This window comes from Mesorhizobium sp. P2_F5 (genome assembly GCF_056403715.1).
Genome location: NZ_JBFUEY010000001.1, coordinates 223,278 through 250,228 on the forward strand (window position 1 = coordinate 223,278; position 26,951 = coordinate 250,228).

The following is a 26,951-nucleotide window of genomic DNA, read 5'->3' on the forward strand; positions in this document are numbered from 1 at the left end:
CAACCTCTGGAGACATAACAAAAGCGTGGCGGCCAGCTTCCCTCAAACTCCGGCTTTGACAATTTCCACCAGCTTGATATCATTTGCATACGAATGAATTTGGCCGGATCTGATACTGGCAGGGGTTCGGGAAGAACCCACTTTTGGCAAGGCCCCAATGGAAGGCCTTTTTGGGAAGGCCAATTTTTTTGGAAGGTAAGGCGTGATCCGTTACGCGAAACCCACCACGCTCGATGAGGCGCTCGCTCTGCTTGGCGAGGATCGCTGGCGCGTGCTTGCCGGCGGCACCGATTTCTATCCGGCGCAAGGCGCCAAGCCGTTCCGCGACAATGTTCTCGACATCAATGGCCTGGCTTGCCTGCGCGGCATTGCCGAGACCGAAACCCATTGGGTTGTCGGCGCCCGCACCACCTGGACCGACCTTGTCCGCCATCCCTTGCCGCCGGCATTCGATGCGCTGAAGCAAGCCGCGCGCGAAGTCGGCTCCGTGCAGATCCAGAATGTTGCGTCGATCGCGGGCAATCTCTGCAACGCCTCTCCGGCCGCCGATGGCGTGCCGGGACTGCTGGTGCTCGACGTTGAGGTCGAGCTGCGATCGGCGGCCACGACGCGCCATCTGCCGCTGCAGGATTTCATTCTCGGCAACCGCCGCACGGCGCTGCTACCGGGCGAAATGGTCACCGCCATCCGCGTCCCCAAGCATGCGGCCGCCGGTACCTCCGCTTTCGTCAAGCTCGGTGCGCGGCGTTATCTTGTCATTTCCATCGCCATGGTGGCGGCGCGCCTTGTCATCGACAGCGGCACAGTCACGGAAGCGGCTGTTTCCGTAGGCTCCTGTTCGGCTGTGGCCAGGCGGCTGGCTGGCGTCGAGACTGCCCTGCGCGGGCTTGCTGCAGATCAGGGGCTTGCCGATGCCGTATTGTCCGCGCCGATGCCCGAGCTGTCGCCGATCGCCGATGTGCGCGGCAGCGCCGAATACCGGCTCGACGCCGCGCGCGAGCTTGTCGCCCGCGCCGTACTGGGCGCCTGCGGATTGACGAACGACAACAGCATGGTGGCGGCATGAACCAGTCCGAGATGATTGAAGCTCTGCCCGATCTCGTGCCGGGCTACGGCCTCGAGCGCGCGGAAATTGCTTTCGCGGTCAATGGCGCTGCCGTCTCGGTCAACGTGCCGCCGCTGCGCCGTCTGTCGCAGGTTTTGCGCGACGAATTGCAGCTCACCGGCACCAAAATCGGTTGCGACGCCGGCGATTGCGGCGCGTGCACGGTGCTGGTCGACGGCGACGCCGTCTGCGCCTGCCTGATGTCGGCGGCCTCCGCGGCGGGCACGGCCGTGACGACGGTCGAGGGCCTCGCCAATGGCCGCCTGTCGGCGCTGCAGGCGTCTTTCCTGGCGCATGGCGCGGCGCAATGCGGCATCTGCACGCCGGCGCTGCTGGTCGCGGCAACGGCGCTGCTGGAGACGAAACCGCACCCGACCGAGGTAGAGGTACAGGATGCGCTGGGCGGCATCCTCTGCCGCTGCACCGGTTACCGCAAGATCATCACGGCGGTGATGGATGCCTCATCGCAGACAGCCAGCCTGGATTTCCGCATGCCGGAGTCGGGGCATGCGATCGGCTCGTCACCGGTGCGGCTCGACGGCGTGCCAAAAGTCACCGGCGGCGAAAAATTCGGCGGTGATTCCTTCCCCGCCGATGCGCTGGCCGTGCTGGTGGTTCGTTCGCCGCACTACCACGGCAGCTTCGCCTTCGGCGACCTCGACGGCTGGGCGAAGAAGCATCCCGGCATCATCGGTGTCTTCACCGCCGCCGACATTCCCGGAAAAAACTGTTTCGGCGTCATCGGCCCGTTCGCCGACCAGCCGGCGCTGGCCGAAGGCTTTGCGCGCCTGCGCGGCGAGGCAGTGGCGCTAGTCGCCGGCGAGCGCGAGGCGATCCTCGATCTCGACCTCCAGGATTTCCCTGTCCGCTGGACCGAGCTGCCGCATTTTCTGCTGCCCGGCGACGCGCAGGCGGAAGGTGCGGCGCTGATTCATCCCAACCGCCCGGACAATTTATTGACCAAGGGTTTTGTCGAGCGCGGCGACCCTGAGGCTGCCATTGCCGCCGCCGCCTTCACCGTGACCGGCGCCATCGACACCTCTTATGTCGAGCATGCCTACATCGAGCCCGAAGCCGGCCATGCCTATATGGACGGCGACACGCTGGTCGTCGTCGCCTGCACACAGGCGCCTTACATGGACCGCGACGACACGGCAAAGGTGCTCGGTCTCGCCGTCGACAAGGTGCGCATCGTTCCGACCGCGACCGGCGGCGGTTTCGGCTCGAAGCTGGACGTGTCGCTGCAGCCGCTCATCGGCCTTGTGGCGCTGAAGACCGGCCGGCCGGCAGCGCTCGCCTACACTCGCAACGAATCCATGATGTCGACTACCAAGCGCCATCCCTCGCAGATGAAGGCGACCATCGGCGCCGATGCCGAGGGTCGCGTCACCGGTATGGTCTTCACCGGCGATTTCAACACCGGCGCCTATGCCAGCTGGGGTCCGACCGTCGCCAACCGTGTGCCGGTGCATGCCTCCGGCCCCTATGCGACGCCGAATTACCGCGCCGAGGGCCGCGCTATCCACACGCATGGGCCTATCTCCGGCGCCTTCCGTGGTTTCGGCGTGCCGCAGGCGACGATCATGCAGGAGACGCTCTATGATGAGCTCGCCGGCAAGCTTGGTATGGACCGGCTCGATTTCCGCCTGAAAAACTGCCTTCGGAACGGTTCCGAAACGGTTACCGGGCAGAGGCTGGAGTCGGGCGTCGGCATATTCGAATGCCTTGACTCCTTGCGGCCGCATTGGGCTCGCGCGACAGCCGACGCAGATGCATTCAATTCCTCCAATACGAGCAAAAAGCGTGGCGTCGGCATCGCGTCCTGCTGGTATGGCTGCGGCAACACTTCGCTGCCCAATCCGTCGACCATAAGGGTCGGCATTGCGCCAGCGGGCGAGGTCATCCTGCATCAGGGCGCCGTCGATATCGGCCAGGGCTCCAACACCGTCATCACCCAGATCTGCGCCGACGCGCTCGGCCTGCCGCTGGAACGATTCCGGCTGAAGAGCGCCGACACCGCGATCAGCCCCGACGCCGGCAAGACATCGGCCTCGCGCCAGACTTTTGTGACGGGCAAGGCTGCAGAAAAAGCCGGCCGTGCTTTGCGCGAAAAGATTCTGCGCTTTGCCAACGTCTCGGAGAACGCGGCCCTGCAACTGGACGGCCCGATGATCGTCATCCGCGAAGGCGAAGCCACCCGCCGCATCGATCTTGCCGCCCTCGATGTCGATGCGAACGGTTTCGTCTTCCGCGCCGAGGAGACCTACGATCCGCCGACGCTGCCGCTCGATGCCAAGGGGCAGGGCAAGCCGTACGCCGTCTATGGCTACGGCGCGCAGATCGCCGAACTGGAGGTCGATCTCAAGCTCGGCACCGTCAACCTCTTGAAAATCACCGCCGCGCATGATGTCGGCAAGGCGATCAACCCGCTGTTGGTCGAAGGCCAGATCGAGGGCGGCATCGCGCAAGGCATCGGTATGGCGCTGATGGAGGAGTATATCCCCGGCCGCACCGAGAATTTGCACGACTATCTCATCCCGACCATCGGCGACGTGCCGCCGATCGAGCACATCTTGATCGAGGTTCCCGATCCGGAAGGCCCGTTCGGCGCCAAGGGCCTGGGCGAGCATGTGCTGATCCCGACCGCACCGGCGATCCTCAACGCTATCCGCCACGCCACCGGCGTTCTCATCACCAAGGTTCCTGCGACGCCGACGCGCATCCGCGCTGCGATTCGCGAGAAGGACGCACGCGCATGAGCGAGCTTGCCGAACGCTTCGAAACCCATGACCCCGGCGAGAAGCTGGTTGCGGAAAAGATCCGCTGCGATGCCTGCCCGGTCATGTGCTACATCGCCGACGGTCGCACAGGCGCCTGCGACCGCTACGGCAATATCGGCGGCCGCATCGTTCGCATGGACCCGTTGACCATTCTCGACCACGCGGCCGAGACTGGCGCCGCCATGGTCCCCTTCACCGCCGAAGGCGAGCAATGGGATGGCGAACTGGTCAACACCGGCCGCCGCTTCGTCACGGCAATCGGCGCTGGCACCACCTATCCCGATTACAAGCCGGCTCCGTTCATCGTCAGCCAGGAGGTCGAGGGCGTCGATCTGGTGACGGTGGTCACCGAGGGCATCTTCTCCTACTGCGGCGTCAAGGTGAAGATCGACACCGACCGCCATCTCGGCCCCGAGACGGCAATCGTGCGCTCGCAAGGCGAGGCGATCGGCCACGTCACCACAGGCGAATACGGTTCGCAGATGCTGTCGCTTGGCGGCGTGCATCATCTGACCGGCGGCTCCAAGGCCGAGGGACGCGCGACCTGTGACGCGATGCTCAATCTGTGCAACCGCAAGCCGGTCGAACTGACCATCGACGGCGGCGCCACCATCATCGTCGAAGCCGGCAAACCGCCTGTCATCGACGGCAAGCAGGAACAACGCATGCGCGTCGGCTGCGGCTCGGCCACCATCGGCATGTTCGCCACGCAATGGCGCGGCCTGGTCGACGAGGTGGTGGTGGTCGACGACCACATCACCGGCGTCGTCTCGGAGCATCAGGCCGGCAAGGTGCTGGGATGGCAGGATACTGGCATCAAGATCATCGGCCGCCGATCGACGCCAGGCCGCTATTTCAAGGTCTCCGAGCCCGGACTCGGCTGGGGCGGCACCTCGATTTCCGACCCGCTGTCGATCCTCGGCGAATGGAACGCCAAGAAGGGCGCACGGCCCGGCCTGTCGCTGCTGATGGTGTCGACCACCGGCGAGCAGTTCGCCTACTACGAGCTCGACGACGAATTGAAGCCTGTGGAAAAACCGTTCCCGGAACGGCTGCAGAAGTCCGTTGGCCTGATCGAGGACAATTGCGAGCCAGCGCTCTGCACGGTGTTGTTCATCGGCGGCGCCGGCGGTTCGCTGCGCGCCGGCGTCACCGAAAACCCGGTCAATCTGACCCGCTCGGTACAAGGCTTGAAGACCTATGTGACGGTCGGCGGCGCGCCGGTCTATGTCTGGCCAGGCGGCGGCATCACGCTGATGGTCGACGTCACCCGCGTGCCGGAAGGCGCCTTCGGTTATGTGCCGACCCCGGCATTGGTAGCGCCAATCGAATTCACCTTGCGCCGCGACGACTATGTCAGGCTGGGCGGCTACGAGGCCGAGATCCGCAGCATCGAGGATATTGTTGCCAAGGGTGGCGAATACCTCAACCCGCGCCGTGGCACAGGTGCCGAGGCCCAAAATCCGTGGCCGCCCCTGGCGCAGTTGCGCAGCGCCGGCTCGAACGGGGCCGGCTGATGCAAGGCCCGCAGGTCAACTGGCTGCAGGACGGCAAGCGGCTGCACCTCAACCACGGGCCGATCGACCTCATCGTCGAGGCCTTTGGCGAAGCGGATGAGTGTCTTGCCGCCTACGACCAGGCGATCTCGCGCTTCCAGACGATCCTGATCGAGTTGGTCGAGGAGCTTCCCGAATTGCGGCTTCCGGCATTTTTCCTGGCGCCGCGCACCTTTGCCGGCCCGACAGCGCGCCGGATGGAAGCAGCCGTCATGCCGCTGGCGGAATGCTTCATCACGCCGATGGCTGCCGTTGCCGGATCGGTAGCCGACGAAATTCTCGCTGCCCTGCTGGCCGGCCGCACGCTCGACCGCGCCTATGTCAACAATGGCGGCGACAGCGCTCTCCATATAGGCAAGGGCAAGTCAATGAACCTGGCGATCGCCGGCACCGGCAACGGCATGGCCGACCGCATCACCGTTCGCTCAGCAGACGGTGTGCGCGGCGTCGCCACCAGTGGCTGGCGCGGTCGTTCGTTTTCGCTGGGCATTGCCGACGCCGTCACTGTGCTGGCACGGACCGGCGCCGAGGCCGATGCGGCGGCGACACTCATTGCCAACGCCGTCGACCTGCCCGGCAATCCGGCCATCAAGCGCATTCCCGCACAAGAACTCTTGCCCGACAGCGATCTCGGTGCACGGTTGGTGACACAAGGCGTCGGCATTCTCGCGCGTGGCGATGTGGAGCGGGCGCTGGACAATGGCCTTGCCGTCGCCGAAGATTTTCGCCGGCGCGGCCTGATTGCCGCATCGGCGCTGTTTCTAGGCGGGGAAGCCCGCATCAGTGGTTCCATGGCGCTTGCCGCGCCCAACAAAAATCCAGGGAAGGAAGTTGCCCATGCCTGAGTTTCCGATCCGCAAGATCGCGGTTCTGACCGAGGAGATTTTTCACGATGGCGGGCCGGTTGCTGCCGCGCCGCGCCGACGCGCCGCAGCCGTGGCGCTGGTGAAGAACCCGTTCGCCGGCCGCTACGTGGAAGACCTACAGAGCGCCATGGACGATCTGAAGCCGCTTGGCCTGCTGCTCACGGACAAGCTCATTGCCGCGTTGGGCGGCGACATCAAGCAGATCGACGCCTACGGCAAGGGCACCATCGTCGGCTCGTTAGGTGAGCTCGAGCATGGCGCGTTGTGGCATGTGCCGGGCGGCTACGCCATGCGCGAGCGGCTCGGCGACGCCAAGGCGATCGTGCCGTCGGCAACCAAGGTCGGCGCCTTCGGCTCGCGGCTCGATGTGCCGCTCGGCCACACCAACGCCGCCTATGTCCGCAGCCATTTCGACGCCATGGAGGTCGGCATCAGCGACGGACCGCGTGCCGACGAAATCCTGTTCTGCCTCGCCATGAGCTGCGGTCCGCGCGTACATGACCGCATGGGCGGCCTGGCCGTCGGCGATATCAAGGCCTGGGATGGCTTGCGATGAGCGGCGGGGACAATCTTCTGAAGCTGGTCGAGGCCGAAGAGCCTGACGAACATGACTACCGCCTGCAGGAGCAGGTCGGCTTCATCCTGCGCAAGGCGCATCAGCGCCATGTCTCGATCTTTGCCGCCCAGATCAGCGACCTGACGCCGCCGCAATTTGCAGCACTGGCCAAGCTGCACGATGTCGGCGAGACCTCGCAGAACCAGTTGGGAACGCTGATCGCCATGGATGCGGCGACGGTCAAGGGCGTCATCGACCGGCTGAAGGCGCGTGGCCTTGTCGATCTCACCAAGCACGAGGTCGATAAGAGACGGCTGCTGGTCAATCTGACGCCTGAGGGACGCGAGGCGATCGAACGGCTGATCCCGCTGGCCCGCACCATCACCCAGGAAACGCTGGCGCCGCTGACCGCCAAGGAAGCGGCCACATTTATGCGACTGCTGGCGAAGTTGGCCTGATATCTTAGGCGCGCAGGCTCGTCCCCTCTGGGTCGAAGAATGGCATCGGCGCCACTACCGCGCGGGTCGGCTTGCCGTCGATGTCGATGCTCAGTTCCGTCCCGATCGCAGTGAACGGCAGCCGCAGATGCGCCGTCGCCAACACCTTGCCCAGCGAATGGCCGTGGTCGCTGTAGGTGACGACGCCGACATCCTCGCCGTCGGCGAAAACCCTGGCATCCGTGGCGGCCGGCCGGTCGCCGTCGAGGATCAGTCCGGTCCAGCGCTCGTCGAGGCCTTTGTCCCGCACCTTGAGCAGCGCGTCGCGGCCGATGAACTCGCCCTTGTCGAACTTGATCCAGCGATCGAGCCCGACATGGAACGGTGTGCGGCTTTCATCCATGTCGATACCGTGCGCCGGATAGGCTTTCTCCAGCCCGAGCGTGAACATCGCCAGCACGCCGTAAGGTTTTAGCCCGAAATCGCCACCGGCCCGCATCAGCGCGCCCCAGACCGAAGTCGCCTCATCAGCCGGCACGAACAGTTCGAAGCCAACCTCGCCGGTCACGCCTGTGCGCGAGATCAGCACCTTGGTCTCGCCGATACGTCCTGCGGTGAATGCCCAGCGCTTCAACCCGTCCAGATCGGCATCCGACACCAGCGCCTTCAACAGTTCGCGGGAGCGCGGCCCCTGTATGGTCGGGAAGGCGACGGCCGCGGTGATGTCGGTGACATAGGCCTGTCGCGCTTCAGAATGGTGCTGCAGCCAGGGCAGCATCTTCAGCCGGTTAACCGAGCCGGTCACCAGCATGAAATGCTCCGGTGCCAGCCGAAATACGGTGAGGTCATCCATGATGCCGCCATCGTCGCGACAGACGGTGGAATAGCGCACTTGGCCGGGCTTCATCGCTGCGGCATCGTTGACGATGACATGATTGACCAGCGCCTCGGCTTCCGGCCCCTTGATGTCCATCTTGCCCATGGTGCTGAGATCCTGCACGCCGACATTTTTGCGCGTGTTCAGGTGCTCGTCGGCAATGCCGGAATAGTATTTGGCCGAGACGAAGTTACCGCCGACCCGGCCCATGGTGGCACCCAGGCCGACTATGCTGTTGTAAAAAGGGGAGCGCCGCTCAACCAAGAAACTTCTCCGTCATTCATGAAAACGGCAGCGCCGGGCGGCGCTGCCGAGGTCGGATCGGTGAAGTGGTTAACCCCCGTAGACGTCGAAGGAAAAATATTTGTCGTTGATTTCCTTGTACTTGCCGTTGGCGCGCAGCGCGTCGATGGCGGCATTGAACTTGTCGGCCAGTTCCTTGTTGCCCTTCTGCAGCGCAATGCCGACGCCGGGTCCGTGAATGGCCGGGTCGGCGGTCAGCGTGCCGAGCAGTTTGCAGCAGGCGCCGTCGGGCTTCTTCAGCCATTCGGTCAGGATGATCGAGCCGTCCATCATGGCGTCGAGACGGCCATTGGCCATGTCGGTGCGCGCGTCGTCGCCGGTCGGATAGGCCTTCACGGTCGAGCCGGAGTATTTCTGCTCGGCGAAATTCTGGTGGATCGTGGCGCTCTGCACGCCCAGCACCTTGCCCTTCAGATCGTCGGGCGATGTGCCGGCAATGGTCGAATCCTTCGGCACGGCGATGGCCGGCGGCGTCTGGTAGTATTTGTGAGTGAACTCGACCTTCTGGGCCCGCTCCGGTGTGATTGTGATGTTGATGATGGCGTCGAACTTACCGGCCTGCAGCGCGGGGATCGAGCCATCGAAATCCTGCACGGAGAACTCGCACTCGGCCTTCATCTCGGCGCACAGCGCCTTGCCGAGATCGATGTCGAAGCCGCCCAGCGTGGCGTCCGAATTGGCATAGTTGAAGGGCGGATAGGCGCCTTCCGTGCCGATCCTGAGTTTCTCGGCAGAGGCAGCACCGGTGGCGAGTGCCAGAGCGGCGGAAGCGGCAAGCACGAAACGACCGAAAATACGCATGTTCTGGTTCCCCGTTGACTAAAGCAATTCCAGGGAAAGTTTTGGCGGTTTCCCGTCCGGAATTGCGCAAAAACAAGATAGAAGTCTACGGCCTTTGCGGGGCGTGACGGAGACGGAAACGACATGCTCTGCGGCGATCACGGCGCGGCAAGCCGTCCCTCCTCAGGAAATCTTACTGTGATCTAAATTACAGAACGATCATGTGCATCGGCTCATGCTGAGCCAGTCATAGGCGGTCGTGGGAGGGACCAGGGGATGGACCAGCAGGAATTCGTGCAGGAAGCCGCGCAACGGCGCATCGACGAAGACATCGCCAAGCGCATCAAGGTCCACCAGGCCAACATCGAGCGGCTTGAAACCGCAATAGAAAGTGCCGGCAATCTCGAGGCCGCTGTCGCCAATCGACCACTGGTCATGCTGGCTCAGGGCGATTCCTGGTTCGACTATCCGCTGACCGGCAACGGATTTCCCTTCGTCGACACCGATGTGATCGCGCAGCTGCGGCGCATAGGCTCGATGCCGCCGACCATCCTCAACCTTGCCCATCATGGCGATGCGGCAACCGACGAGATGTCGCTGCCCAAACAGCAACGGATGATCGCGGCCCTGCGCAACAAGGCCAATTGGCTGAACGGCAAACCAGACGCCATCCTGTTCTCGGCCGGCGGCAACGACATTGCCGGCGACCAGTTCTGCATCTTCCTCGACTTCAATGACGGCCATGCCCCCGGCCTGAACAAGAACCGCTTCGCCAAGGCGCTCGGCATGGTCGAGGCCTGCTATCTCGATTTGTTCGCGCTGCGCGACCGTGTCGCGCCAGGCGTTCCGATCTTCGGCCATTGCTATGATTTTCCGATTCCGAACGGAGCGCATCCGTCCTGTGTCGGCCCGTGGCTGAAACCGTCGCTCGATTTCTGCAACTGGACGGTGGCCAAGGGCACGGTCATCGTCCACGACGCGCTGGCAGCGTTCCGCGATGTGGTGAAGCGCCTGGCCGACGATCCCCACAACAATTTCCATCTGGTCGACACGCAGGGAACGCTGAAGCTGGCCGACTGGGCCAACGAGCTGCATCCCGATCCCGCCGGGTTCAAGAAGATCGCGCAGAAATTCGCCGATGCGCTGAAGGCCAAGCTGCAGACTTGATGGTTGGGCTGTCTCCCGCCGGAATCACGCGCCGTCGAGTCTATTTCACACCGAAAAGGTCTCTGGCTTGCGCTGCCGTGTAGTAGCCAAGGCGGACGTCCTCGGCGACCAGCTTTGGATCGCGCTGGCGCGGATCGCCATAGCCGCCGCCGCCTGGCGTGCCGACGCGCACGCGGTCGCCGGCCTTGAGCGCGATGTCCTGTTCCTTCGACAGATGCGGCGGCACATGTTCCTCGCCGCCGCGGAACACGGTCACCGTGTTCACCGCGCCATCCTTGCCGCCAAGCGCGCCCTGCGGGCCGAAACGGCCGTGATCCATGACGAAGGAGGCGCGTGCCTCGCCGCGCAGGATTTCGACTTCATAGAAGAGGCCGAAACCGCCGCGCTGCTTGCCGGCGCCGCCGGAGCCTTCGCGCAAGGCGTAGTGGCGGTAGAGCACAGGAAACGCCTGTTCCATGATCTCGACCGGTGGCGATTTTGAAATGCCGATGGTCGAGCAGCCATTGGTCAGCCCGTCATGGCCAGAATTGCCGCCATAGCCGCCACCGGAAATCTGGTACATGACATAGTCGCGGCCGCGCGCGGGATCGTTGCCGCCAAGCGCGAAATTGCCGCTGGAGCCGGCGGGTGCGGCCGTCACCTTGTCGGGCAGCGCCTGCACCATCGCCGCGAACACCGCCTCGGCGATGCGCTGCGAGACTTCCGCCGCGCAGCCTGAAACCGGGCGCGGGTATTTCGCGTCGAGGAAGGTGCCTTCCGGCCGCTTGACGATCAGCGGCTCGAACGCGCCGGCGCTGATCGGCACATCAGGGAAAATATGGCGCATGGCGAGATAGACCGACGACAGTGTCGTCGCCAGCACGCTGTTCATCGGCCCGGCGCATGGCTTTGACGAACCAGAGAAATCGAACGTCAGCGTGTCGCCCTGCTTCTCGACGGCGAGCGCAATGGTCAGCGGCTCGTTGACCACGCCGTCCGAGTCGACAAAGGCCGTCGAGCTGTAGGTGCCATCGGGAATGGCGGAGATGTTGGCGCGCATCTGCTCGGCGGCGCGGCGGCGCAGTTCGGCGATCGCCTCGACGACCGTTTCGTCACCGTAACGATCCAGGATTCCATTGAGCCGGTCCTGGCCGATCAGCAGTGCAGCAGCCTGCGCCCGGATATCGCCGATGCGCTGGTCGGCAACGCGGATGTTGGAGCAGATGATGGCGTAGATTTCGGTGTCCAGCACGCCTTTCTTGAACAGCTTGACCGGCGGCAGGCGCAGGCCCTCCTGTTCGACCGCCGTCGCCGATGCGGAGAAGCCGCCCGGCACCGAACCGCCAATATCGGGCCAGTGGCCGGTATTTGATAGCCAGCAGAAAATCTGGCCGCCGCGATAGACCGGCATGGCGAAACGCACATCCATCAGATGCGTGCCGCCGAGATAGGGGTCGTTGACGATATAGATGTCACCGGGTTCCGGCGCCAGGCAGCGGCCGTCGGCAATCATCTCGATCACCGTCTTCGTCGAATATTGCATGACGCCGACGAACACCGGCAGGCCCTGGCTGCCTTGCGCGATCAGCGAACCGTCGACGGCGGAATAGATGCCGTCGGAGCGGTCATTGGCCTCGGCGATGACAGGCGAGAAGGCGGCGCGGGAAAAGGTCAAATCCATCTCATCGCAGACTTGCTGAAGTGCTGCCTGCAGAACCGAAAGCGTGATGGCGTCGAGCTTTTGCATCTCAGGCCTCGCCGATGTCGATGATGATGTTGCCGTCGGCGTCCGACCTTGCGCGGTCGCCGGGTTCGAGCACGGTGGTGGCGTCCATCTGTTCGAGGATCGCCGGCCCTTCGATGACGGCATCGCGAGGCAGCTTTTCGCGCGCATACACCGGCGTATCGTGCCAGCGTCCAGCATACCAGACAGGCCTTGTCTCGCGCAGCGCCTCGTCAAGCGTCCTGGCGCGTCCGGCCGGGTCGATCAGCCGTGACAGATCGATGGCCGGCCGCACACCGGTGACCGAAGTGTTGAGGTTGACCAGATTGGCGCGGATTTCTGGCAGCTCGACCTTGAAGCGGGCGAAATAGGCCTTTTCGAACAACGCCTGCAACTCTTGCCGTGTCACTGACGAAGACGGCAGCGCCACGTTGATGATGTGGGTCTGGCCGACGAACTGCATATCAGCGGAATGGGTGACGCGGATCGTCTCCGGCTTTACAGCTTCCTTGCCGATAAGCTCTTCGCCTTCGTTTCGGTGCCGTTCCAATACCGAATGGAGCTGGGATTCATCGACCGCCACCACGGGCTGGTTGATCGTGTTGACGAAGTCATGGCGAAGATCGGCGACGACGCAGCCAAGCGCGTTGGTGATGCCCGGACGCGCCGGCACCAGCACACGGGGCAGGCCGAGTTCACGCGCCAGCGCGGATGCGTGCAACGGCCCGGCGCCGCCAAAGGCGAACAGCGCGAAATCGCGCGGATCATGGCCGCGCGACACCGAGACCATGCGGATGGCGCCGGCCATCTTCATGTTGCCGAGCCGCAGGATTGCGCCCGCCGCCTCGACGCCGGACAGGCCAGTGGCCTTGCCGATCTTGTCCTCGAAAATGCCGGTGACGCGCTCGACGGTGACCGGGTTTTCGACCGCCAGCAGCTTCTTCGGCGCCAGCCGTCCGAGCACCAGATTGGCGTCGGTGATGGTCGGCTCGTTGCCGCCACGGCCGTAGCAGATCGGGCCGGGATTGGCGCCGGCACTTTCCGGACCGATCTGGATCAGCCCGGCCGCATCGACGCGGGCAATCGAACCACCGCCTGCGCCGACAGTATGCACCGCGACCATCGGCACGTGGATCGGCATCGCATATTCAATCTCGATCTCGTTGGAGACCGCCGGTTCGGCGTTGCGGATCAGCGCCACATCGGTCGAGGTGCCACCCATATCGTAGGTAACGAGGTTTTCGAAGCCGGCGCGCTTACCCGTATAGGCAGCGGCGATGACGCCGGACGCCGGACCGGACATCACGGTCTTGGCCGATTCCCTGGTGACGAAACGGGCCGAGATCATGCCGCCATTGCCGTTCATGATCAGGAAGTCGCGGGCATAGCCTTTGGCAGCCAATTCCTTGCGCAGCCGCTCGACATAGCGCTCGAGGATCGGCTGCACCGAGGCGTTGACTGCGGCCGTCACCCCGCGCTCGAATTCGCGCGCTTCCGACAGCAGCGCATGGCCCGTGGTGATGTAGCTGTTCGGCCAGAGTTCGGCGGCGATCTCGGCGGCGCGCCGCTCATGTGTCGGGTTGGCGTAGGAATGCAGGAAATGGATGACCAGCGACTCACAGCCTGCCACAACCAGCGTCTTCACTGCCGCGCGCATCTCGGCCTCGTCGAGCGGCGTGCGCACCGCGCCCGATGCTTCGACGCGCTCCGACACTTCCAGCCTGAGATCGCGCGGGATAATCGGAACGAACGTCCCCGTCATGCCATAAGGCTGCGGCCGTGTGCGCCGGCCAAGCTCGATCACGTCGCGAAAACCGCGCGTGGTGATCATGCCGGTTTTGGCCAGCCGGCGTTCCAGCACCGCATTGGTGGTTGTGGTCGTGCCATGCACGATGAGGTCGATGCCGTCTATGGCAAAGCCGGTGGCGCCAAGCGCTGAAACCACGCCGAAGGCCTGGTTGTCGACTGTGGTCGGCGTCTTGGCGATATGCACCCTGCCGCCGTCCTTGCCGTCGATCAAAATGAGGTCGGTGAAGGTTCCGCCGACATCGATGCCGGCAACGACGTTACCCAGGGAATCCGGTTGCTGCACCGAAAAATTCTCTTTCATTGTCGAAACCCGAAATGGCAGGACTACGAATACGCCGCAGTTTGGAAAGCTGTTTTAGCGTGGTATCTTGACACAAATATCGTTTGTATACTAATAAATTTCGGACACAAGAGCTTACCGCTTTGGAGTGTGTGAACGGCACGCCGGGACCTGAATGGTCTGGGCGCGCAGGAAATGGTTTGGCGCCCGCATATGTGAGTGGGCAAGACAGAGTTGGATTTGATGAACACCACATCCGCATTCAACACGGCCGGCGCCCGTCCGCTGCAGTTCCCGATTCCGGCCAATGTCTATGCCGAAACCGTCGTCTCGGTGAAGCACTACACCGACCGCCTGTTCTCGTTCCGCATCACCCGTCCCCAGTCGCTGCGCTTCCGCTCCGGCGAGTTCGTCATGATCGGCCTGCCCAATGCCGAGAAGCCGGTGTACCGCGCCTATTCGGTGGCGAGCCCGGCCTGGGACGAAGAGCTGGAGTTCTTCTCGATCAAGGTGCCGGAAGGCCCGCTGACTTCCGAATTGCAGAAGATCCAGGTCGGCGACACCGTCATCATGCGCCAGAAGTCGACCGGCACGCTGGTCGTCGACGCGCTGACCCCGGCCAAGCGGCTGTTCATGATTTCGACCGGCACCGGCATTGCGCCCTTCGCCAGCCTGCTGCGCGATCCCGACACCTATGAGAAGTTCGACGAGCTCATCCTCACCCATACCTGCCGCGACAATGCCGAACTGGTCTATGGCCAGGAACTGGTGGCGGCGCTCGAGAACGATCCGCTGATCGGCGAACTGACCACCGGCCGCGTTACGCTCTACAATTCGACGACCCGCGAAGAGTCGGCGCGCATGGGCCGCATCACGGCGCTGATCGGCTCCGGCAAGTTCTACGCAGACCTCGGCATCGAGAAGCTCAATCCGGAGACGGACCGCATCATGATCTGCGGCTCGATGCACATGCTGAAGGACGTCAAGGAACTGGCTGAAAGCCTCGGCTTCCATGAGGGTTCGCTCAGCCATCCCTCGACTTTCGTCGTCGAGCGCGCTTTCGTCGGCTGACATCAGCCGACGCTTCGGCGGCTGCGCTCTTGGATTCACGTTTTGACCATACGGTCAAAATTCAGCTGCTTTTGCCGCCTTTTTCCGCTATGACCTCTTGAAGGACTCGTGAAGCATCGATTCACGGGCTATCTTCGGTGTGTGTCACCCAAACCGCCAGTCGGTTCGAGCACCGACACGCACCACGACGTAAAATCGTCGAGCGAAAGGGCAGGAGATGAGCAGCACAATCCGCGAAGCCGATCTCGGCGCGTCCAAGATCACGCCGCTGCCGGCGCGTGCCGCCGCCAACACGCCCGTGCCGCAAACCCATGGCATTGCCCGCAACACCGGCATGCGGCTCGATCTCGGCTTCATGGAATCGGTGCGCAGCGTCAACCGCTCGGCGCTGGAGCGTCGCGTCGCCAGCCTGACCAAAAGGCGCTCGATCAAGGCCGACAACCAGGCGGCATGGCTGCTGCGCGCCGTCTCCTGCATGGACCTGACGACGCTGAATTCCAATGACACCGAAGAACGCGTGCGCCGGTTGTGCGCCAAGGCGATCAACCCGTTCCGCCGCGACATCGTCGAAGGCCTCGGCATAGAGGGCGAGAAGATCCGCCCGGCGGCGGTCTGCGTCTATCATCCCTTCGTCGCCACGGCTGTCGACGCCGTGCGCGGCACTGGCATCCATGTCGCCGCTGTCTCCACCGCCTTCCCGCACGGCCTCGCGCCGCTGTCGACGCGCCTGCAGGAGATCGAGGCATCGGTGCGCGACGGCGCCGACGAGATCGACGTCGTCATCCCGCGCGGCCTGGTCTTCGGCGCCAAATGGCAGGAGCTCTACAACGAGATCGTCTCGATGCGCGAAGCCTGCGGCGATGCGCATTTGAAGGTCATCCTCGGCACCGGCGACCTCGCCACTTTGCGCAATGTCATGCTGGCCTCGATGGTGGCGATGATGGCGGGCGCTGATTTCATCAAGACCTCGACCGGCAAGGAAAGCGTCAACGCCACGCTGCCCGTCGGCCTCGCCATGGTGCGTGCCATCAGGGCCTATTTCGAAGAGACCGGCTTTCTTATCGGCTTCAAGCCGGCCGGTGGCATCTCCACCGCCAAGGCGTCACTCGACTGGCTGGTGCTGATGAAGGAAGAGCTCGGACGGCCATGGCTGGAACCAGACCTGTTCCGCTTCGGCGCCTCGAGTCTGCTCACCGACATCGAGCGCCAGCTCGAGCATCATCTGACCGGGCACTATTCGGCCAATCATCGCCACGCGATGGCTTAGGGCGCGTAGGGCCTTGAACGCCGAGTTCCTTCGCGCCCCCCTCTGTCCTGCCGGACATCTCCCCCACTTTGGGGGAGATTGGCTGGCATCGGCGATTTCGCCAATCGCCAACGTTGCAGTATCGCGGCCGACAGAGGTGAAGGCTGATCTCCCCCCTCGTGGGGGAGATGTCCGGCAGGACAGAGGGGGGCGCGACAGAGCGCCTGCCAAGACAATTATCTGGAGCGTGCCATGAACATCCTCGAACGCTATCACGCCATGGAATACGGCCCGGCGCCGGAAGCCCGCAATGAGGCCGATGCCTGGCTCGCCGCGCGCGACTTCGGCAAGGCGTTGTTCATCGATGGCGCCTGGAAGGCGGCTGCCGGTGGCAAGACTTTCGACACCAGCGAGCCGTCATCCGGCAAGCTGCTGGCCAAGATCTCGGATGCAGGCGCCGCGGATATCGACGCCGCGGTCGCTGCCGCCACCAAGGCGCTGCCGAAATGGTCGGCATCCTCGGGTTACCAGCGCGCGAAAGTGCTCTATGCCATCGGCCGCGCCATGCAGCGCCATCAGCGCCTGTTCGCAGTGCTTGAGACAATCGACAACGGCAAGCCGATCCGCGAAAGCCGCGACATCGACGTGCCGCTCGCCATCCGCCATTTCATCCACCATGCCGGCTGGGCGCAGGCGCTGGACAAGGATTTCCCCGGCCATAAGGGCGTTGGCGTCGTCGGCCAGATCATCCCGTGGAATTTCCCGCTGCTGATGCTGGCCTGGAAGATTGCGCCAGCCCTTGCCGCCGGCTGCACGGTGGTGCTGAAGCCGGCCGAGTTCACGCCGCTCACCGCCATCCTGTTCGCCGAGATCTGCGAGCGCGCCGGCGTGCCGAAGGGCGTCGTCAACATCGTCCAGGGCGGACCTGAAGCGGGCGTGGCCATCGTCAACCATCCCGGCATCCAGAAGATCGCCTTCACCGGCTCTTCGGAAGTCGGCAAGATCATCAGGAAAGCCACGGCGGGGTCAGGAAAAAAACTATCGCTGGAGCTCGGCGGCAAATCGGCTTTCATCGTGTTCGAGGACGCCGATCTCGACAGCGCGGTCGAGGGTCTGGTCGACGGCATCTGGTTCAACCAGGGCCAGGTATGCTGCGCCGGGTCGCGGCTTCTGGTGCAGGAAGGCATCGCCGAAGCCTTGATAGCCAAGGTCAAGGTCAGGATGAGCCGGCTGCGCGTCGGCAGCCCGCTCGACAAGAACACTGATATCGGCCCGCTGGTCGATGCCACGCAGCTCGACCGGGTCAAAGGTCTGGTCGCCGAGGGCGCAAAACAAGGCGCCGTCTGCTGGCAGCCGGACGCAGCGCTGCCGTCTTCCGGCTACTACCATCTGCCGACGCTCGCCACCGGAGTTTCGCCGGCTAATATATTGGCACAGGAAGAGGTGTTCGGCCCGGTTCTGGCGACCATGACCTTCCGCAACACCGAGGAAGCGATAGAGCTTGCCAACAACACCCGCTATGGGCTGGCGGCCTCCGTGTGGAGCGAGAACATCAACCTCGCGCTCCACGTCGCGCCGCAATTGAAGGCCGGCGTCGTCTGGGTCAACGGCACCAACATGTTCGACGCTGCCTGCGGCTTTGGCGGCTACCGCGAAAGCGGCTTTGGTCGCGAAGGCGGCCGTGAGGGCATGTTCGAATATCTCACGGCAAAACTGCCGCTTGGCCCTGTCATCAAGCCGGCAATGTCTTCGGCACAGCCTGTCGAGCAAGCGGATGGCGGCGCCATTGATCGTACGGCAAAGCTGTTCATCGGCGGCAAGCAAGTCCGGCCCGATGGCAATTACTCGTTGGCCGTCGCCACCGCCAAGGGCAAGCTCGCCGGCGAAGTCGGCCTTGGCAGCCGCAAGGATATCCGTGATGCCGTTGCGGCGGCTCGCGCCTGCAAGGCCTGGCCGGAAGCGACCGCCTACAACCGTTCCCAGGTGCTCTATTACCTCGCCGAAAACCTGTCCGGCCGCGCAAACGAGTTCGCCGCGCGCCTCACCGAACTGACCGGCGCCAACGCCAAGGCCGCGCGGGAAGAAGTAGAGCAGTCCATAGAGCGCCTCTTCCTCTATGCCGGCCTCTCCGACAAGTTCGAAGGCCGCGTGCATCAGCCGCCGGCCCGCGCCGTCACGCTGGCATTGCACGAGCCGGTCGGCGTCGTCGGCATCGTTGCCCCGGACAGCGCGCCGCTGCTCGGATTCATCTCCCTGATCGCCCCAGCACTTGCCATGGGCAACACCGTGGTCGCCGTGCCGTCGGAAAAATACCCGCTGCTCGCCACCGATCTCTACCAGGTGATCGAATATTCCGACGTCCCTGCCGGTGCTATCAACATCGTCACCGGCCGCACGGCGGAGCTTGCCGGCGTGCTGGCCAAGCATGACGATGTCGACGGGCTCTGGCTGTTCGCCGATGCCGAGACCTGCGCCAAGGCGGAGGCCGATTCCATCGGCAATCTCAAGCGTGTCTGGACCGGCAATGGCCGCAACCTCGACTGGGCGTCCGATGAAGCCGCCGGCGATGCCCTGCTGCGCCGGGCCATCGAGGTCAAGAACGTCTGGGTGCCTTACGGCGACTGAATGTCGCTAAGGCGCTTCGTGCTTGAACGAACCAAGGCAGCGTGACTCATTGTCCGGTTGTCATACATGTCGTTGCGTCAGAGCAAGCGATGTGCATTACATCGGCTGTCGTGAAGGTGATCGCGTTCGGGCTTGACGCCTGAACTTGTGTTCTTTAACGAGAAAAAACATATATTATTCGTAGACTGATGGATAGTGCAGGCCGCATAGTCGCGCCTGTCTGGCACAGGACGCCTTGGCCGGCCGTCAGTAAATCGGACTGAGCCAACAGGGCGAGGAGAAAAGCATGGCGGATCTGGCAGGCAAGGTCGTTGTCGTCACGGCGGCGGCGCAAGGCATCGGCAAGGCGAGCGCATTGGCCTTCGCCAAGGCAGGTGCCGTCGTCCATGCCACCGACATCAACGAAGCGCTGCTGGCCGAACTCGCCAGGACCTCTGACATCAAGACCCGCAAGCTCGATGTTCTCAACGACGATGCCGTGGCATCGGGCTTCGCCGAAATCGGCCGCGTCGACGTGCTGTTCAACTGCGCCGGCTTCGTCCATTCCGGCTCGATCCTCGAGATGAAGGATGCCGATCTCGATTTCGCCTTCAACCTCAATGTCCGCGCCATGATCCGCACCATTCGGGCTGTGCTGCCCGGCATGCTGGAGCGTGGCGACGGCTCGATCATCAACATGTCTTCCGTCGCCGGCGCCGGCAAGGGCGTGCCCAACCGCTTCGCCTATGGCGTCACCAAGGCGGCCGTGATCGGCCTCACCAAGGCGGTCGCCGCCGACTATGTCGCCAAGGGCATTCGCTGCAACGCCATCTGCCCCGGTACTGTCGAAAGCCCGTCGCTGCAGGAGCGCATGCACGCGCAGGGCGACTATGACGCGGCGCGGGCCGCCTTCATCGCCCGCCAGCCGATGGGCCGTCTCGGCACGCCCGAGGAAATCGCCGACCTTGCCGTCTATCTCGCCGGCGCCACCTACACGTCGGGACAGGCCTACAATATCGACGGCGGCTGGTCGATCTGACCGCTTCCAGCCCTTATCGGCGATCGGTGGCTCCAGGAATCACGCCCGCCGGTCGCCCTCAAACAGGAGAAATACGATGAAGTTGTTGCGCTATGGCGAGACAGGGAGCGAACGTCCCGGCCTGCTCGATGCGGACGGAACGATCCGCGATCTCTCCGCCCATGTCGCCGACATTGCCGGCACCGCGCTTCATCCGACCTCGCTGGACATGCTGTCGAAGCTCGACCCGAAGTCGCTGCCTGTCGTTTCCGGCAAGCCCCGTCTCGGCGCCTGCGTCGCCGGCACGGGAAAATTCATCTGCATCGGCCTGAACTATTCCGACCATGCCGCCGAAACTGGCGCCACCGTGCCGCCTGAGCCGATCATCTTCATGAAGGCCAGCTCGGCCATTGTCGGCCCGGACGACGACGTGCTGATCCCGCGTGGCTCGGAAAAGACCGACTGGGAGGTCGAACTCGCCGTGGTCATCGGCAAGACGGCGAAGTATGTCAGCGAAGCCGAGGCGCTGGACTATGTCGCCGGCTATGCCGTCGCCCATGACGTGTCCGAGCGCGCCTTCCAGGCCGAGCGTCAGGGCCAGTGGACCAAGGGCAAGAGCTGCGACACGTTCGGCCCGACCGGCCCGTGGCTGGTCACCAAGGACGAGGTCAAGGACCCGCAGAACCTCAAAATGTGGCTGACCGTCAACGGCAAGACCATGCAGAACGGCTCGACCAAGACCATGGTCTACGGCGTCGCCTATCTCGTCTCTTATCTCAGCCAGTTCATGTCGCTGCATCCCGGCGACATCATCTCCACCGGCACCCCGCCCGGCGTCGGCCTCGGCATGAAGCCGCCGGTGTTCTTGAAGGCCGGCGACGTGGTGGAGCTCGGCATCGAGGGGCTCGGCCAGCAGAAGCAGACCTTCAAGGCGGACGTTTAGCCGCCACTTCTCTTAGGCCCGCTTGCCCGACGGATGGCGCTTGCGTCAGCGCCAGCCTAGAGCCGGCGCGACGTGCTTCAGGATCGCCTCGATGACATGGGCGTTGTATTCGACGCCGAGCTGGTTGGGGACGGTCAGAAGCAGCGTATCGGCCTCGGCGATCGCTTCGTCCTCTTTCAGCTGATCGATCAACACATCCGGCTCGGCCGCGTAGGTGCGTCCGAAGACGGCGCGCTTCTCGGGCTCGATGTAACCGAAATGGTCCTCGCTGTCGTTGCCGCCGAAATAGGCGCGGTCGCGGTCATCGACCAGCGCGAAGATGCTGCGGCTGACAGAGACGCGCGGCTCGCAGGCGTGCCCGGCTTCCTTCCACGCCGCGCGGAAAGCGCGGATCTGTTCGGCCTGCTGGATGTGAAGCGGCTGTCCGCTCTCATCGAACTTCAGCGTCGAGCTCTGCAGATTCATGCCAAGCTTTCCCGCCCATTCGGCGGTGGCGTTGGTGGCGGCGCCCCACCAGATCCGATCGCGCAGCCCGGCCGAGAACGGTTCGAGGCGCAGCATCCCGGGCGGGTTGGGAAACATCGGCCGTGGATTGGGCTGAGCAAAACCTTCGCCGCGCAGCACATTCAGGAACACCTCGGCATGGCTGCGCGCCATGTCGGCGTCGTTCTGGCCTTCCTGCGGCACGTAGCCGAAGTAGCGCCAGCCGTCGATCACCTGTTCCGGCGAGCCGCGGCTGATGCCAAGCTGCAGCCGGCCACCGGCGATCAGGTCGGCAGCACCGGCATCCTCGGCCATGTATAGTGGATTTTCATAGCGCATGTCGATGACGGCGGTGCCGATCTCGATGCGGCTGGTGCGGGCGCCGACCGCGGCCAGAAGCGGATAGGGCGACGCGAGCTGGCGGGCAAAATGATGCACGCGAAAATACGCGCCGTCCGCACCCAGCTCCTCGGCCGCGACGGCAAGATCGATCGACTGCAAAAGCGCGTCGGCAGCCGAGCGCGTCTGCGATTGCGACGAGGGCGACCAATGGCCGAAGGAAAGAAAGCCGATCTTTTTCATATGCGCGTCCTGTTCTTTGCAGATCCCTACTTCGTCGCCCGTGCGACTGGGTTCAATCGTATCGCACGCAACGCAGTGTCAATGGCAGCGGTCTTGACGATTTCGCGACGACACCCATCAGTGTGCAACGCATCAGGCCATGGCCCCCGGCGATGCCATTGTGCGGCCATGCCAGCATCTGCCGCGCCGCGCCTTTTGGCGCAAATGAACCAACCAAAGGCAATGTGCCGCAAACTCCATTCGCTTCACGGGCTGGTTTTGAAATCTTCTCGCTCATTTAATTTCTACAAAATCAGTAGGCTTAACGCGCATAGCCAACCGTGCAAGGAGCCCGAAATGCCGAAAAAGCTGGTGGTGGGACTGTCGGGCAACCTGACCCGTCCGTCCAAGACCAAGGCGTTCGTCAGCCACATCGCCGGCGAGCTGGCGAGCCGTGCCAGCGCGGCTTCGAGCGTTTTCGACATCGAGGATCTCGGCCCATCCTTCCCGCCGGCCAGGCAGCTTGCCGATCTCGACCCGGCGGCCCGCGCCGTTGTCGACTTAGTGCTCGGCGCCGACGTGCTGGTGGTCGGCTCGCCGACCTTCAAGGGCAGCTATACCGGGCTGTTCAAGCACTTCTTCGACCTGCTCGACCCATCATCGCTGCGCGGCAAGCCGGTCATCCTCGCGGCAACCGGTGGCGGCGAGCGTCATTCATTGATCGTCGAGCACCAGTTGCGGCCGCTGTTCGGCTTCTTCGAGGCGCAGACCATGCCGACCGCGATCTACGCCTCGGACAAGGATTTCGCCAACGGCGTGCCGGTGTCCGAAGCCGTCCTGGCGCGGGCCCGCCAGGCAGTCGCCGAGGCATGCCGGGTGGCCGGAGTGCCGTACCGGGTCGGCCTTGCCGCCTGAACGCGGAATGTCGTCCACGACTATTGCTTGGTGAACGTGCCCGTATAAGTGCGGTCGGCAAGCCCATAGGTGACGGCCAGCGTTCCGTCCGCCTGCATGACCGCGCTGACGTCCCCGCCATTGGGAAGGCGTCGCAGTTTCAACGTGTTGCCGAAAATCTTGCCTTCGCCGTCGGCCACGCCCGGTTTGTTGTCGGCGATATCGCCCCAGGCGTAGGTGGCGGTGACATTGCCGCCGCGCGAAATCGTCAGCACGGCGAGCTTGCCGTCATACATCCCATCCAGCTGTCCGCCCCAAATGCCGGAAAATGCGACATATTTGGCCGGGATGCCCTCGCCTGGGGGCATGACCCTGACAGACGGATCGAGAACCGCCGCACCGTCCGGAGCAGAGATCGCGGCAGGCGCCATGGGCTGAGGTGCCGGCGCTGGCGGCGGGGATGATGGTTCAGGCGCCGACTGGCAGGCGACAAGCATGAATGCCGCGAAACCGAGCGTCGGAAAGAGACTGTTTGGTGGAGCCAATCGGAATCGAACCGACGACCTCTTGAATGCCATTCAAGCGCTCTCCCAACTGAGCTATGGCCCCACTCCGGCAGTCAGCCGGCGCCGTTGCCGGCGTAGAGGTCCGGCGCGGTTTTCAAGACCGCGCCGTTTAGTGCAGGCGGCTTCTAACCCCGCCTTCCCTGAATATCAAGCCTGCAAGAACCGCTTTTTCGAAACAGCGCAAGAAAGCCTGCGGGCGCTAGAGCAATTCCAGGAAAAGTGTGAGCGGTTTTCCGTCCGGAATTGCGTCAAAACAATAAGATAGAGCGGTTCGCGGTTTCCGTGAAACGCTCTAGGCCCGCGGCCGATCAGACCTCGTCGTCGTCGTCGCCGACGCCGATCATGTCAGCGACGTCGTCATCTTCTTCTTCTTCGTCGGCAAGGAACGTATCGTCCTCGTCGTCGCCGAGGTCGACATCGTCCTCGTCGTCGCCCAGATCGGGAAGGTCGTCGCCGGCCTTGACGTCTTCGTCGGCCTCTTCAAGCGAGACGACTTCAACGCCTTCTTCTTCCTCGGCGTCCACTTCCTTCTCGGCCACTTCCTCTTCCTCTTCGATGGCGGCAATCTTGCCTTCCTCGAAGTAGGAACGCGGATAGGTCTTGCCCGTATAGGGCGAGACGATCGGGTCCTTGTTCAGGTCGTAGAATTTTCGGCCCGTCTCAGGGTCGACACGCTTTGTGCCAAGTTCGTTTTTTGCCACGGCAAGCCTCGTCAGTAAAAGAGTGGTCCCCTTAACCACAGTTTACCGCGCTGTCAAAGCGAAAAGCCGGCGTCACAAAACCAAGTACTGAAAGGCCTCGCGCCAAGTGACGACCATGGGGATGACCATTTGTGCCCGCCGTGATACGAGACCGCCGCAACAAATGAAAAGCGCCGGTGCGCCGGCATTCCGTCCAGGGAAATTCCATGTCTCACGCCGCCGCTGCCAAGCCGGCCACCGCCCGCAAATCATCTGCCCTTTCCGGCACTGCCCGCGTACCGGGCGACAAGTCGATTTCACACCGTTCCATGATGTTTGGCGGCCTGGCCTCCGGCGAAACCCGCGTCACCGGCCTGCTCGAAGGCGAGGACGTAATGCGCACGGCCGCGGCCATGAAGGCGATGGGCGCCCATATCGAGAAGCGCGGCGCTGAATGGGTGATCCGCGGCACCGGCAATGGCGCGCTACTGCAGCCGGAAGGCCCGCTCGATTTCGGCAATGCCGGCACCGGCTCGCGCCTCACCATGGGCCTTGTCGGCACCTACGACATGGAAACGACCTTCATCGGCGACGCCTCTTTGTCCGGTCGGCCGATGGGCCGTGTGCTCGAACCCTTGCGCCAGATGGGCGTGCAGGTGCTGAAGGCGACGCCGGGCGACCGCATGCCGATCACGCTGCATGGGCCGAAACACGCCGCACCCATCACCTACCGCGTGCCGATGGCCTCGGCGCAGGTGAAGTCGGCCGTGCTGCTCGCCGGTCTCAACACGCCGGGCATCACCACCGTGATCGAGCCGGTGATGACGCGCGACCACACGGAAAAGATGCTTAGGGGATTTGGCGCCAATCTGTCGGTCGAGACCGACGAGCGCGGCGTGCGCCATATCTTCATCGAGGGTCAGGGCAAGCTGACGGGACAGATCATCGCGGTGCCCGGCGACCCCTCCTCGGCCGGCTTCCCGCTGGTGGCGGCACTGATCGTGCCGGGTTCGGACATTATCATCGAGAACGTGCTGATGAACCCGACCCGCACCGGCCTTTTGCTGACGCTGCAGGAAATGGGCGGCCGGATCGACATCTTGAACTCGCGCAATGCCGGCGGCGAGGATGTCGCCGACCTGCGCGTGCGTTATTCCGAGCTGAAAGGCGTCACCGTGCCGACCGAACGAGCGCCGTCGATGATCGACGAATATCCGGTGCTGGCTGTTGCCGCCAGCTTCGCCGAGGGCGAGACGCTGATGCAGGGGCTGGAAGAACTGCGGGTGAAGGAATCCGACCGGCTGGCGGCGGTAGCCAACGGCCTGAAGATCAATGGCGTCGACTGCACCGAAGGCGAGGCTTCGCTTGCGGTGCGCGGCAAGCCCGGCGGTAAAGGGCTGGGTGGCCATCCCAATGGCCAGGACACGACGGTGCAGACCCATCTCGACCACCGCATCGCCATGAGCTTTCTGGTGATGGGGTTGGCGACCGAAAAGCCGGTGACCATCGACGACGCCGCCATGATCGCGACGAGCTTTCCGGAGTTCATGGGATTGATGACGGGGCTGGGCGCGGAGATCGGGTAAAAGTTGATGGTAAGCGCAAAGCAAGCAGAGATGTTGGCGGGACAGCGCCCCCCTCTGTCCTGCCGGACATCTCCCCCACAAGGGGGGAGATCAGCTGTCACTGCGGCTTTCGCCAGTCGCCAACGTTGCAGAATTGAGCGGAGCGACAGAACTGCCAATCTCCCCCCTCGTGGGGGAGATGTCCGGCAGGACAGAGGGGGGCGCGAAGGATCGCGGCGCCTGCGCCTTCGGTTGGCCCGCCAATGACACACGTCTTCACCATCGCCATCGACGGACCCGCCGGCGCCGGTAAAGGCACCCTTGCCCGGCGACTGGCTGACCACTACCGGCTGAACCTGCTCGACACCGGCCTCACTTACCGCGCCGTGGCCCATGCGCTGATCCAGCACGCGCTGCCGCTCGACAATGTCTCAGCGGCTGAAACCGCCGCCCGCCAGGTCGATCTGGCGAAGCTCGACCGGGCGGTGCTGTCGGCGCATGCGGTTGGCGAGGCGGCCTCGAAGATCGCCGTTTACCCGACCGTGCGGCGCATCCTGGTGGAAAAGCAACGCGGCTTCGCCAAAACGTCGCCGGGCGCGGTGCTTGATGGGCGCGATATCGGCACCGTCGTGTGCCCCGACGCCGACATAAAACTCTATGTGACGGCAAGTGCCGAGGTGCGCGCGCAGCGCCGGCTGGCGGAGATCGAGAGCATCGGCGGCTCCGCCAATTTCACCGAAATCCTCGCCGATATCGTGCGCCGCGACGAGCGCGACATGGGTCGCGCCGACTCGCCGCTGAAGCCCGCCGCCGACGCGCACTTGCTTGATACCTCCGAAATGGCTATAGAGGCCGCGTTTCTGGCGGCCAAAGCGATCATCGACGACGCCTTGGCCAAGAGAGATAAGGCCTGATTGAAGGTTTTCCCGCTGCCACCGATTGCCGGAAGCGAAGAAAATACCCATATCGGGCACGAACCAGCCTGCCAGCATTCTTCATGCGCCGGAATTGCCGCCTAGGCGGCCCAGGGCTTTTGTAGCCCGGAACGCCGGCAGGCTAACGCAACGCTAACCCACGGCGCCCGTCCCGCTTCCAGATGCGG

General features: G+C 63.8%; 23 protein-coding genes and 1 tRNA gene. 15 read left to right on the forward strand and 9 right to left on the reverse strand.

Annotated features, from left to right (window positions below; translation table 11 throughout):
* Positions 1-202: 202 nt before the first annotated feature.
* Genes AC1DYO_RS01085 through AC1DYO_RS01110 form a run of 6 tightly spaced genes read left to right on the forward strand, consistent with a single transcriptional unit; the run spans position 203 to position 7,321 of the window.
* The gene (locus tag AC1DYO_RS01085; protein WP_477259470.1) at positions 203-1,066 is read left to right on the forward strand and encodes an FAD binding domain-containing protein; all 864 of its coding nucleotides are present in this window, start codon (positions 203-205) and stop codon (positions 1,064-1,066) included.
* Positions 1,063-3,864 (forward strand): molybdopterin-dependent oxidoreductase, encoded by a 2,802-nt coding sequence (locus AC1DYO_RS01090; protein ID WP_477259472.1) that lies wholly within the window; start codon positions 1,063-1,065, stop codon positions 3,862-3,864. Before AC1DYO_RS01085 ends, AC1DYO_RS01090 begins: the two co-directional genes overlap by 4 nt.
* Entirely contained in the window at positions 3,861-5,402 is a 1,542-nt protein-coding gene (locus tag AC1DYO_RS01095; RefSeq protein WP_477259474.1) for a 6-hydroxynicotinate reductase, read from the forward strand. Before AC1DYO_RS01090 ends, AC1DYO_RS01095 begins: the two co-directional genes overlap by 4 nt.
* A complete protein-coding gene (locus AC1DYO_RS01100; protein ID WP_477259476.1) occupies positions 5,402-6,286 on the forward strand; it encodes a UPF0280 family protein in 885 nt (294 codons plus the stop codon). The genes AC1DYO_RS01095 and AC1DYO_RS01100 overlap by 1 nt, the downstream gene beginning before the upstream one ends.
* Entirely contained in the window at positions 6,279-6,863 is a 585-nt protein-coding gene (locus AC1DYO_RS01105) for an amino acid synthesis family protein (protein WP_477259478.1), read from the forward strand. The genes AC1DYO_RS01100 and AC1DYO_RS01105 overlap by 8 nt, the downstream gene beginning before the upstream one ends.
* Positions 6,860-7,321 (forward strand): MarR family winged helix-turn-helix transcriptional regulator, encoded by a 462-nt coding sequence (locus AC1DYO_RS01110; protein ID WP_477259479.1) that lies wholly within the window; start codon positions 6,860-6,862, stop codon positions 7,319-7,321. The genes AC1DYO_RS01105 and AC1DYO_RS01110 overlap by 4 nt, the downstream gene beginning before the upstream one ends.
* 4 nt (positions 7,322-7,325) lie before the next feature.
* Here the strand turns inward: AC1DYO_RS01110 and AC1DYO_RS01115 are convergent, their stop codons facing one another.
* Positions 7,326-8,441: an aminomethyl transferase family protein gene (locus AC1DYO_RS01115; RefSeq protein WP_477259481.1), complete on the reverse strand. Its 1,116-nt coding sequence runs from the start codon at positions 8,439-8,441 to the stop codon at positions 7,326-7,328.
* Positions 8,442-8,510: 69 nt separating this feature from the next.
* Positions 8,511-9,281, reverse strand: coding sequence for an ABC transporter substrate-binding protein (locus AC1DYO_RS01120; protein ID WP_477259483.1), 771 nt, complete (start codon positions 9,279-9,281; stop codon positions 8,511-8,513).
* A gap of 255 nt (positions 9,282-9,536) precedes the next feature.
* Here AC1DYO_RS01120 and AC1DYO_RS01125 point away from each other — a divergent pair, with 255 nt between their 5' ends.
* A complete protein-coding gene (locus AC1DYO_RS01125) occupies positions 9,537-10,427 on the forward strand; it encodes an SGNH/GDSL hydrolase family protein (RefSeq protein ID WP_477259485.1) in 891 nt (296 codons plus the stop codon).
* 40 nt (positions 10,428-10,467) lie between these two features.
* Here AC1DYO_RS01125 and AC1DYO_RS01130 read toward each other — a convergent pair whose 3' ends face one another.
* Positions 10,468-12,153, reverse strand: coding sequence for a hydantoinase B/oxoprolinase family protein (locus tag AC1DYO_RS01130; protein ID WP_477259487.1), 1,686 nt, complete (start codon positions 12,151-12,153; stop codon positions 10,468-10,470).
* Between the two features lies 1 nt (position 12,154).
* Entirely contained in the window at positions 12,155-14,239 is a 2,085-nt protein-coding gene (locus AC1DYO_RS01135) for a hydantoinase/oxoprolinase family protein (protein ID WP_477259489.1), read from the reverse strand.
* A 222-nt stretch (positions 14,240-14,461) separates the two neighbouring features.
* Between AC1DYO_RS01135 and AC1DYO_RS01140 the strand changes: the two genes are divergently transcribed.
* From AC1DYO_RS01140 to AC1DYO_RS01160, 5 genes are all read left to right on the forward strand, one after another.
* The gene (locus AC1DYO_RS01140; RefSeq protein WP_477259491.1) at positions 14,462-15,289 is read left to right on the forward strand and encodes a ferredoxin--NADP reductase; all 828 of its coding nucleotides are present in this window, start codon (positions 14,462-14,464) and stop codon (positions 15,287-15,289) included.
* 217 nt (positions 15,290-15,506) lie between these two features.
* Positions 15,507-16,556 (forward strand): deoxyribose-phosphate aldolase, encoded by a 1,050-nt coding sequence (gene deoC / locus AC1DYO_RS01145; protein WP_181056620.1) that lies wholly within the window; start codon positions 15,507-15,509, stop codon positions 16,554-16,556.
* Positions 16,557-16,787: 231 nt separating this feature from the next.
* Positions 16,788-19,160 carry an aldehyde dehydrogenase family protein gene (locus AC1DYO_RS01150; RefSeq protein ID WP_477259493.1) on the forward strand — a complete coding sequence of 791 codons (2,373 nt, stop codon included), beginning with the start codon at positions 16,788-16,790 and terminating at the stop codon, positions 19,158-19,160.
* 286 nt (positions 19,161-19,446) lie between these two features.
* The gene (locus tag AC1DYO_RS01155) at positions 19,447-20,178 is read left to right on the forward strand and encodes an SDR family oxidoreductase (protein WP_477259495.1); all 732 of its coding nucleotides are present in this window, start codon (positions 19,447-19,449) and stop codon (positions 20,176-20,178) included.
* 76 nt (positions 20,179-20,254) lie between these two features.
* Positions 20,255-21,100: a fumarylacetoacetate hydrolase family protein gene (locus tag AC1DYO_RS01160; protein ID WP_477259497.1), complete on the forward strand. Its 846-nt coding sequence runs from the start codon at positions 20,255-20,257 to the stop codon at positions 21,098-21,100.
* Between the two features lie 45 nt (positions 21,101-21,145).
* Here the strand turns inward: AC1DYO_RS01160 and AC1DYO_RS01165 are convergent, their stop codons facing one another.
* Both AC1DYO_RS01165 and AC1DYO_RS01170 read right to left on the reverse strand, forming a co-directional pair.
* Positions 21,146-22,165: an LLM class flavin-dependent oxidoreductase gene (locus AC1DYO_RS01165; RefSeq protein WP_477259499.1), complete on the reverse strand. Its 1,020-nt coding sequence runs from the start codon at positions 22,163-22,165 to the stop codon at positions 21,146-21,148.
* 52 nt (positions 22,166-22,217) lie between these two features.
* Positions 22,218-22,442, reverse strand: coding sequence for a hypothetical protein (locus AC1DYO_RS01170; protein ID WP_477259501.1), 225 nt, complete (start codon positions 22,440-22,442; stop codon positions 22,218-22,220).
* Between the two features lie 59 nt (positions 22,443-22,501).
* Between AC1DYO_RS01170 and msuE the strand changes: the two genes are divergently transcribed.
* Positions 22,502-23,059 (forward strand): FMN reductase, encoded by a 558-nt coding sequence (gene msuE / locus AC1DYO_RS01175; RefSeq protein WP_477259503.1) that lies wholly within the window; start codon positions 22,502-22,504, stop codon positions 23,057-23,059.
* Positions 23,060-23,079: 20 nt separating this feature from the next.
* On the opposite strand, the gene AC1DYO_RS01180 is transcribed toward msuE, so the two are convergent.
* The 3 genes from AC1DYO_RS01180 to AC1DYO_RS01190 all read right to left on the reverse strand — a co-directional run bounded on the left by AC1DYO_RS01180 (position 23,080) and on the right by AC1DYO_RS01190 (position 24,305).
* Positions 23,080-23,469 carry a hypothetical protein gene (locus tag AC1DYO_RS01180; RefSeq protein WP_477259505.1) on the reverse strand — a complete coding sequence of 130 codons (390 nt, stop codon included), beginning with the start codon at positions 23,467-23,469 and terminating at the stop codon, positions 23,080-23,082.
* A 102-nt stretch (positions 23,470-23,571) separates the two neighbouring features.
* Positions 23,572-23,647, reverse strand: a tRNA-Ala gene (locus AC1DYO_RS01185).
* 265 nt (positions 23,648-23,912) lie between these two features.
* Positions 23,913-24,305: a TIGR02300 family protein gene (locus AC1DYO_RS01190; protein WP_181056631.1), complete on the reverse strand. Its 393-nt coding sequence runs from the start codon at positions 24,303-24,305 to the stop codon at positions 23,913-23,915.
* A gap of 206 nt (positions 24,306-24,511) precedes the next feature.
* On the opposite strand from AC1DYO_RS01190, the gene aroA reads away from it, so the two are divergent.
* Positions 24,512-25,870 carry a 3-phosphoshikimate 1-carboxyvinyltransferase gene (aroA, locus tag AC1DYO_RS01195; protein ID WP_477259506.1) on the forward strand — a complete coding sequence of 453 codons (1,359 nt, stop codon included), beginning with the start codon at positions 24,512-24,514 and terminating at the stop codon, positions 25,868-25,870.
* Between the two features lie 242 nt (positions 25,871-26,112).
* Complete coding sequence (gene cmk, locus AC1DYO_RS01200) at positions 26,113-26,763, forward strand: (d)CMP kinase (RefSeq protein ID WP_477259508.1); 651 nt, start codon at positions 26,113-26,115, stop codon at positions 26,761-26,763.
* Positions 26,764-26,951: the final 188 nt, after the last annotated feature.

Excerpts from the sequence above, each read along its gene's own strand:
- AC1DYO_RS01140 (WP_477259491.1), top strand. The coding sequence starts at position 14,462 with ATGAACACCACATCCGCATTCAACACGGCCGGCGCCCGTCCGCTGCAG.
- AC1DYO_RS01180 (WP_477259505.1), bottom strand. The coding sequence starts at position 23,469 with ATGGCGCCTGCCGCGATCTCTGCTCCGGACGGTGCGGCGGTTCTCGAT.
- AC1DYO_RS01095 (WP_477259474.1), top strand. The coding sequence starts at position 3,861 with ATGAGCGAGCTTGCCGAACGCTTCGAAACCCATGACCCCGGCGAGAAG.
- deoC (WP_181056620.1), top strand. The coding sequence starts at position 15,507 with ATGAGCAGCACAATCCGCGAAGCCGATCTCGGCGCGTCCAAGATCACG.
- AC1DYO_RS01120 (WP_477259483.1), bottom strand. The coding sequence starts at position 9,281 with ATGCGTATTTTCGGTCGTTTCGTGCTTGCCGCTTCCGCCGCTCTGGCA.
- AC1DYO_RS01125 (WP_477259485.1), top strand. The coding sequence starts at position 9,537 with ATGGACCAGCAGGAATTCGTGCAGGAAGCCGCGCAACGGCGCATCGAC.
- AC1DYO_RS01135 (WP_477259489.1), bottom strand. The coding sequence starts at position 14,239 with ATGAAAGAGAATTTTTCGGTGCAGCAACCGGATTCCCTGGGTAACGTC.
- AC1DYO_RS01110 (WP_477259479.1), top strand. The coding sequence starts at position 6,860 with ATGAGCGGCGGGGACAATCTTCTGAAGCTGGTCGAGGCCGAAGAGCCT.
- AC1DYO_RS01165 (WP_477259499.1), bottom strand. The coding sequence starts at position 22,165 with ATGAAAAAGATCGGCTTTCTTTCCTTCGGCCATTGGTCGCCCTCGTCG.
- AC1DYO_RS01130 (WP_477259487.1), bottom strand. The coding sequence starts at position 12,153 with ATGCAAAAGCTCGACGCCATCACGCTTTCGGTTCTGCAGGCAGCACTT.
- AC1DYO_RS01170 (WP_477259501.1), bottom strand. The coding sequence starts at position 22,442 with ATGAGCGAGAAGATTTCAAAACCAGCCCGTGAAGCGAATGGAGTTTGC.
- AC1DYO_RS01155 (WP_477259495.1), top strand. The coding sequence starts at position 19,447 with ATGGCGGATCTGGCAGGCAAGGTCGTTGTCGTCACGGCGGCGGCGCAA.
- AC1DYO_RS01150 (WP_477259493.1), top strand. The coding sequence starts at position 16,788 with ATGAACATCCTCGAACGCTATCACGCCATGGAATACGGCCCGGCGCCG.
- AC1DYO_RS01090 (WP_477259472.1), top strand. The coding sequence starts at position 1,063 with ATGAACCAGTCCGAGATGATTGAAGCTCTGCCCGATCTCGTGCCGGGC.
- AC1DYO_RS01105 (WP_477259478.1), top strand. The coding sequence starts at position 6,279 with ATGCCTGAGTTTCCGATCCGCAAGATCGCGGTTCTGACCGAGGAGATT.
- msuE (WP_477259503.1), top strand. The coding sequence starts at position 22,502 with ATGCCGAAAAAGCTGGTGGTGGGACTGTCGGGCAACCTGACCCGTCCG.
- aroA (WP_477259506.1), top strand. The coding sequence starts at position 24,512 with ATGTCTCACGCCGCCGCTGCCAAGCCGGCCACCGCCCGCAAATCATCT.
- AC1DYO_RS01160 (WP_477259497.1), top strand. The coding sequence starts at position 20,255 with ATGAAGTTGTTGCGCTATGGCGAGACAGGGAGCGAACGTCCCGGCCTG.
- AC1DYO_RS01100 (WP_477259476.1), top strand. The coding sequence starts at position 5,402 with ATGCAAGGCCCGCAGGTCAACTGGCTGCAGGACGGCAAGCGGCTGCAC.
- cmk (WP_477259508.1), top strand. The coding sequence starts at position 26,113 with ATGACACACGTCTTCACCATCGCCATCGACGGACCCGCCGGCGCCGGT.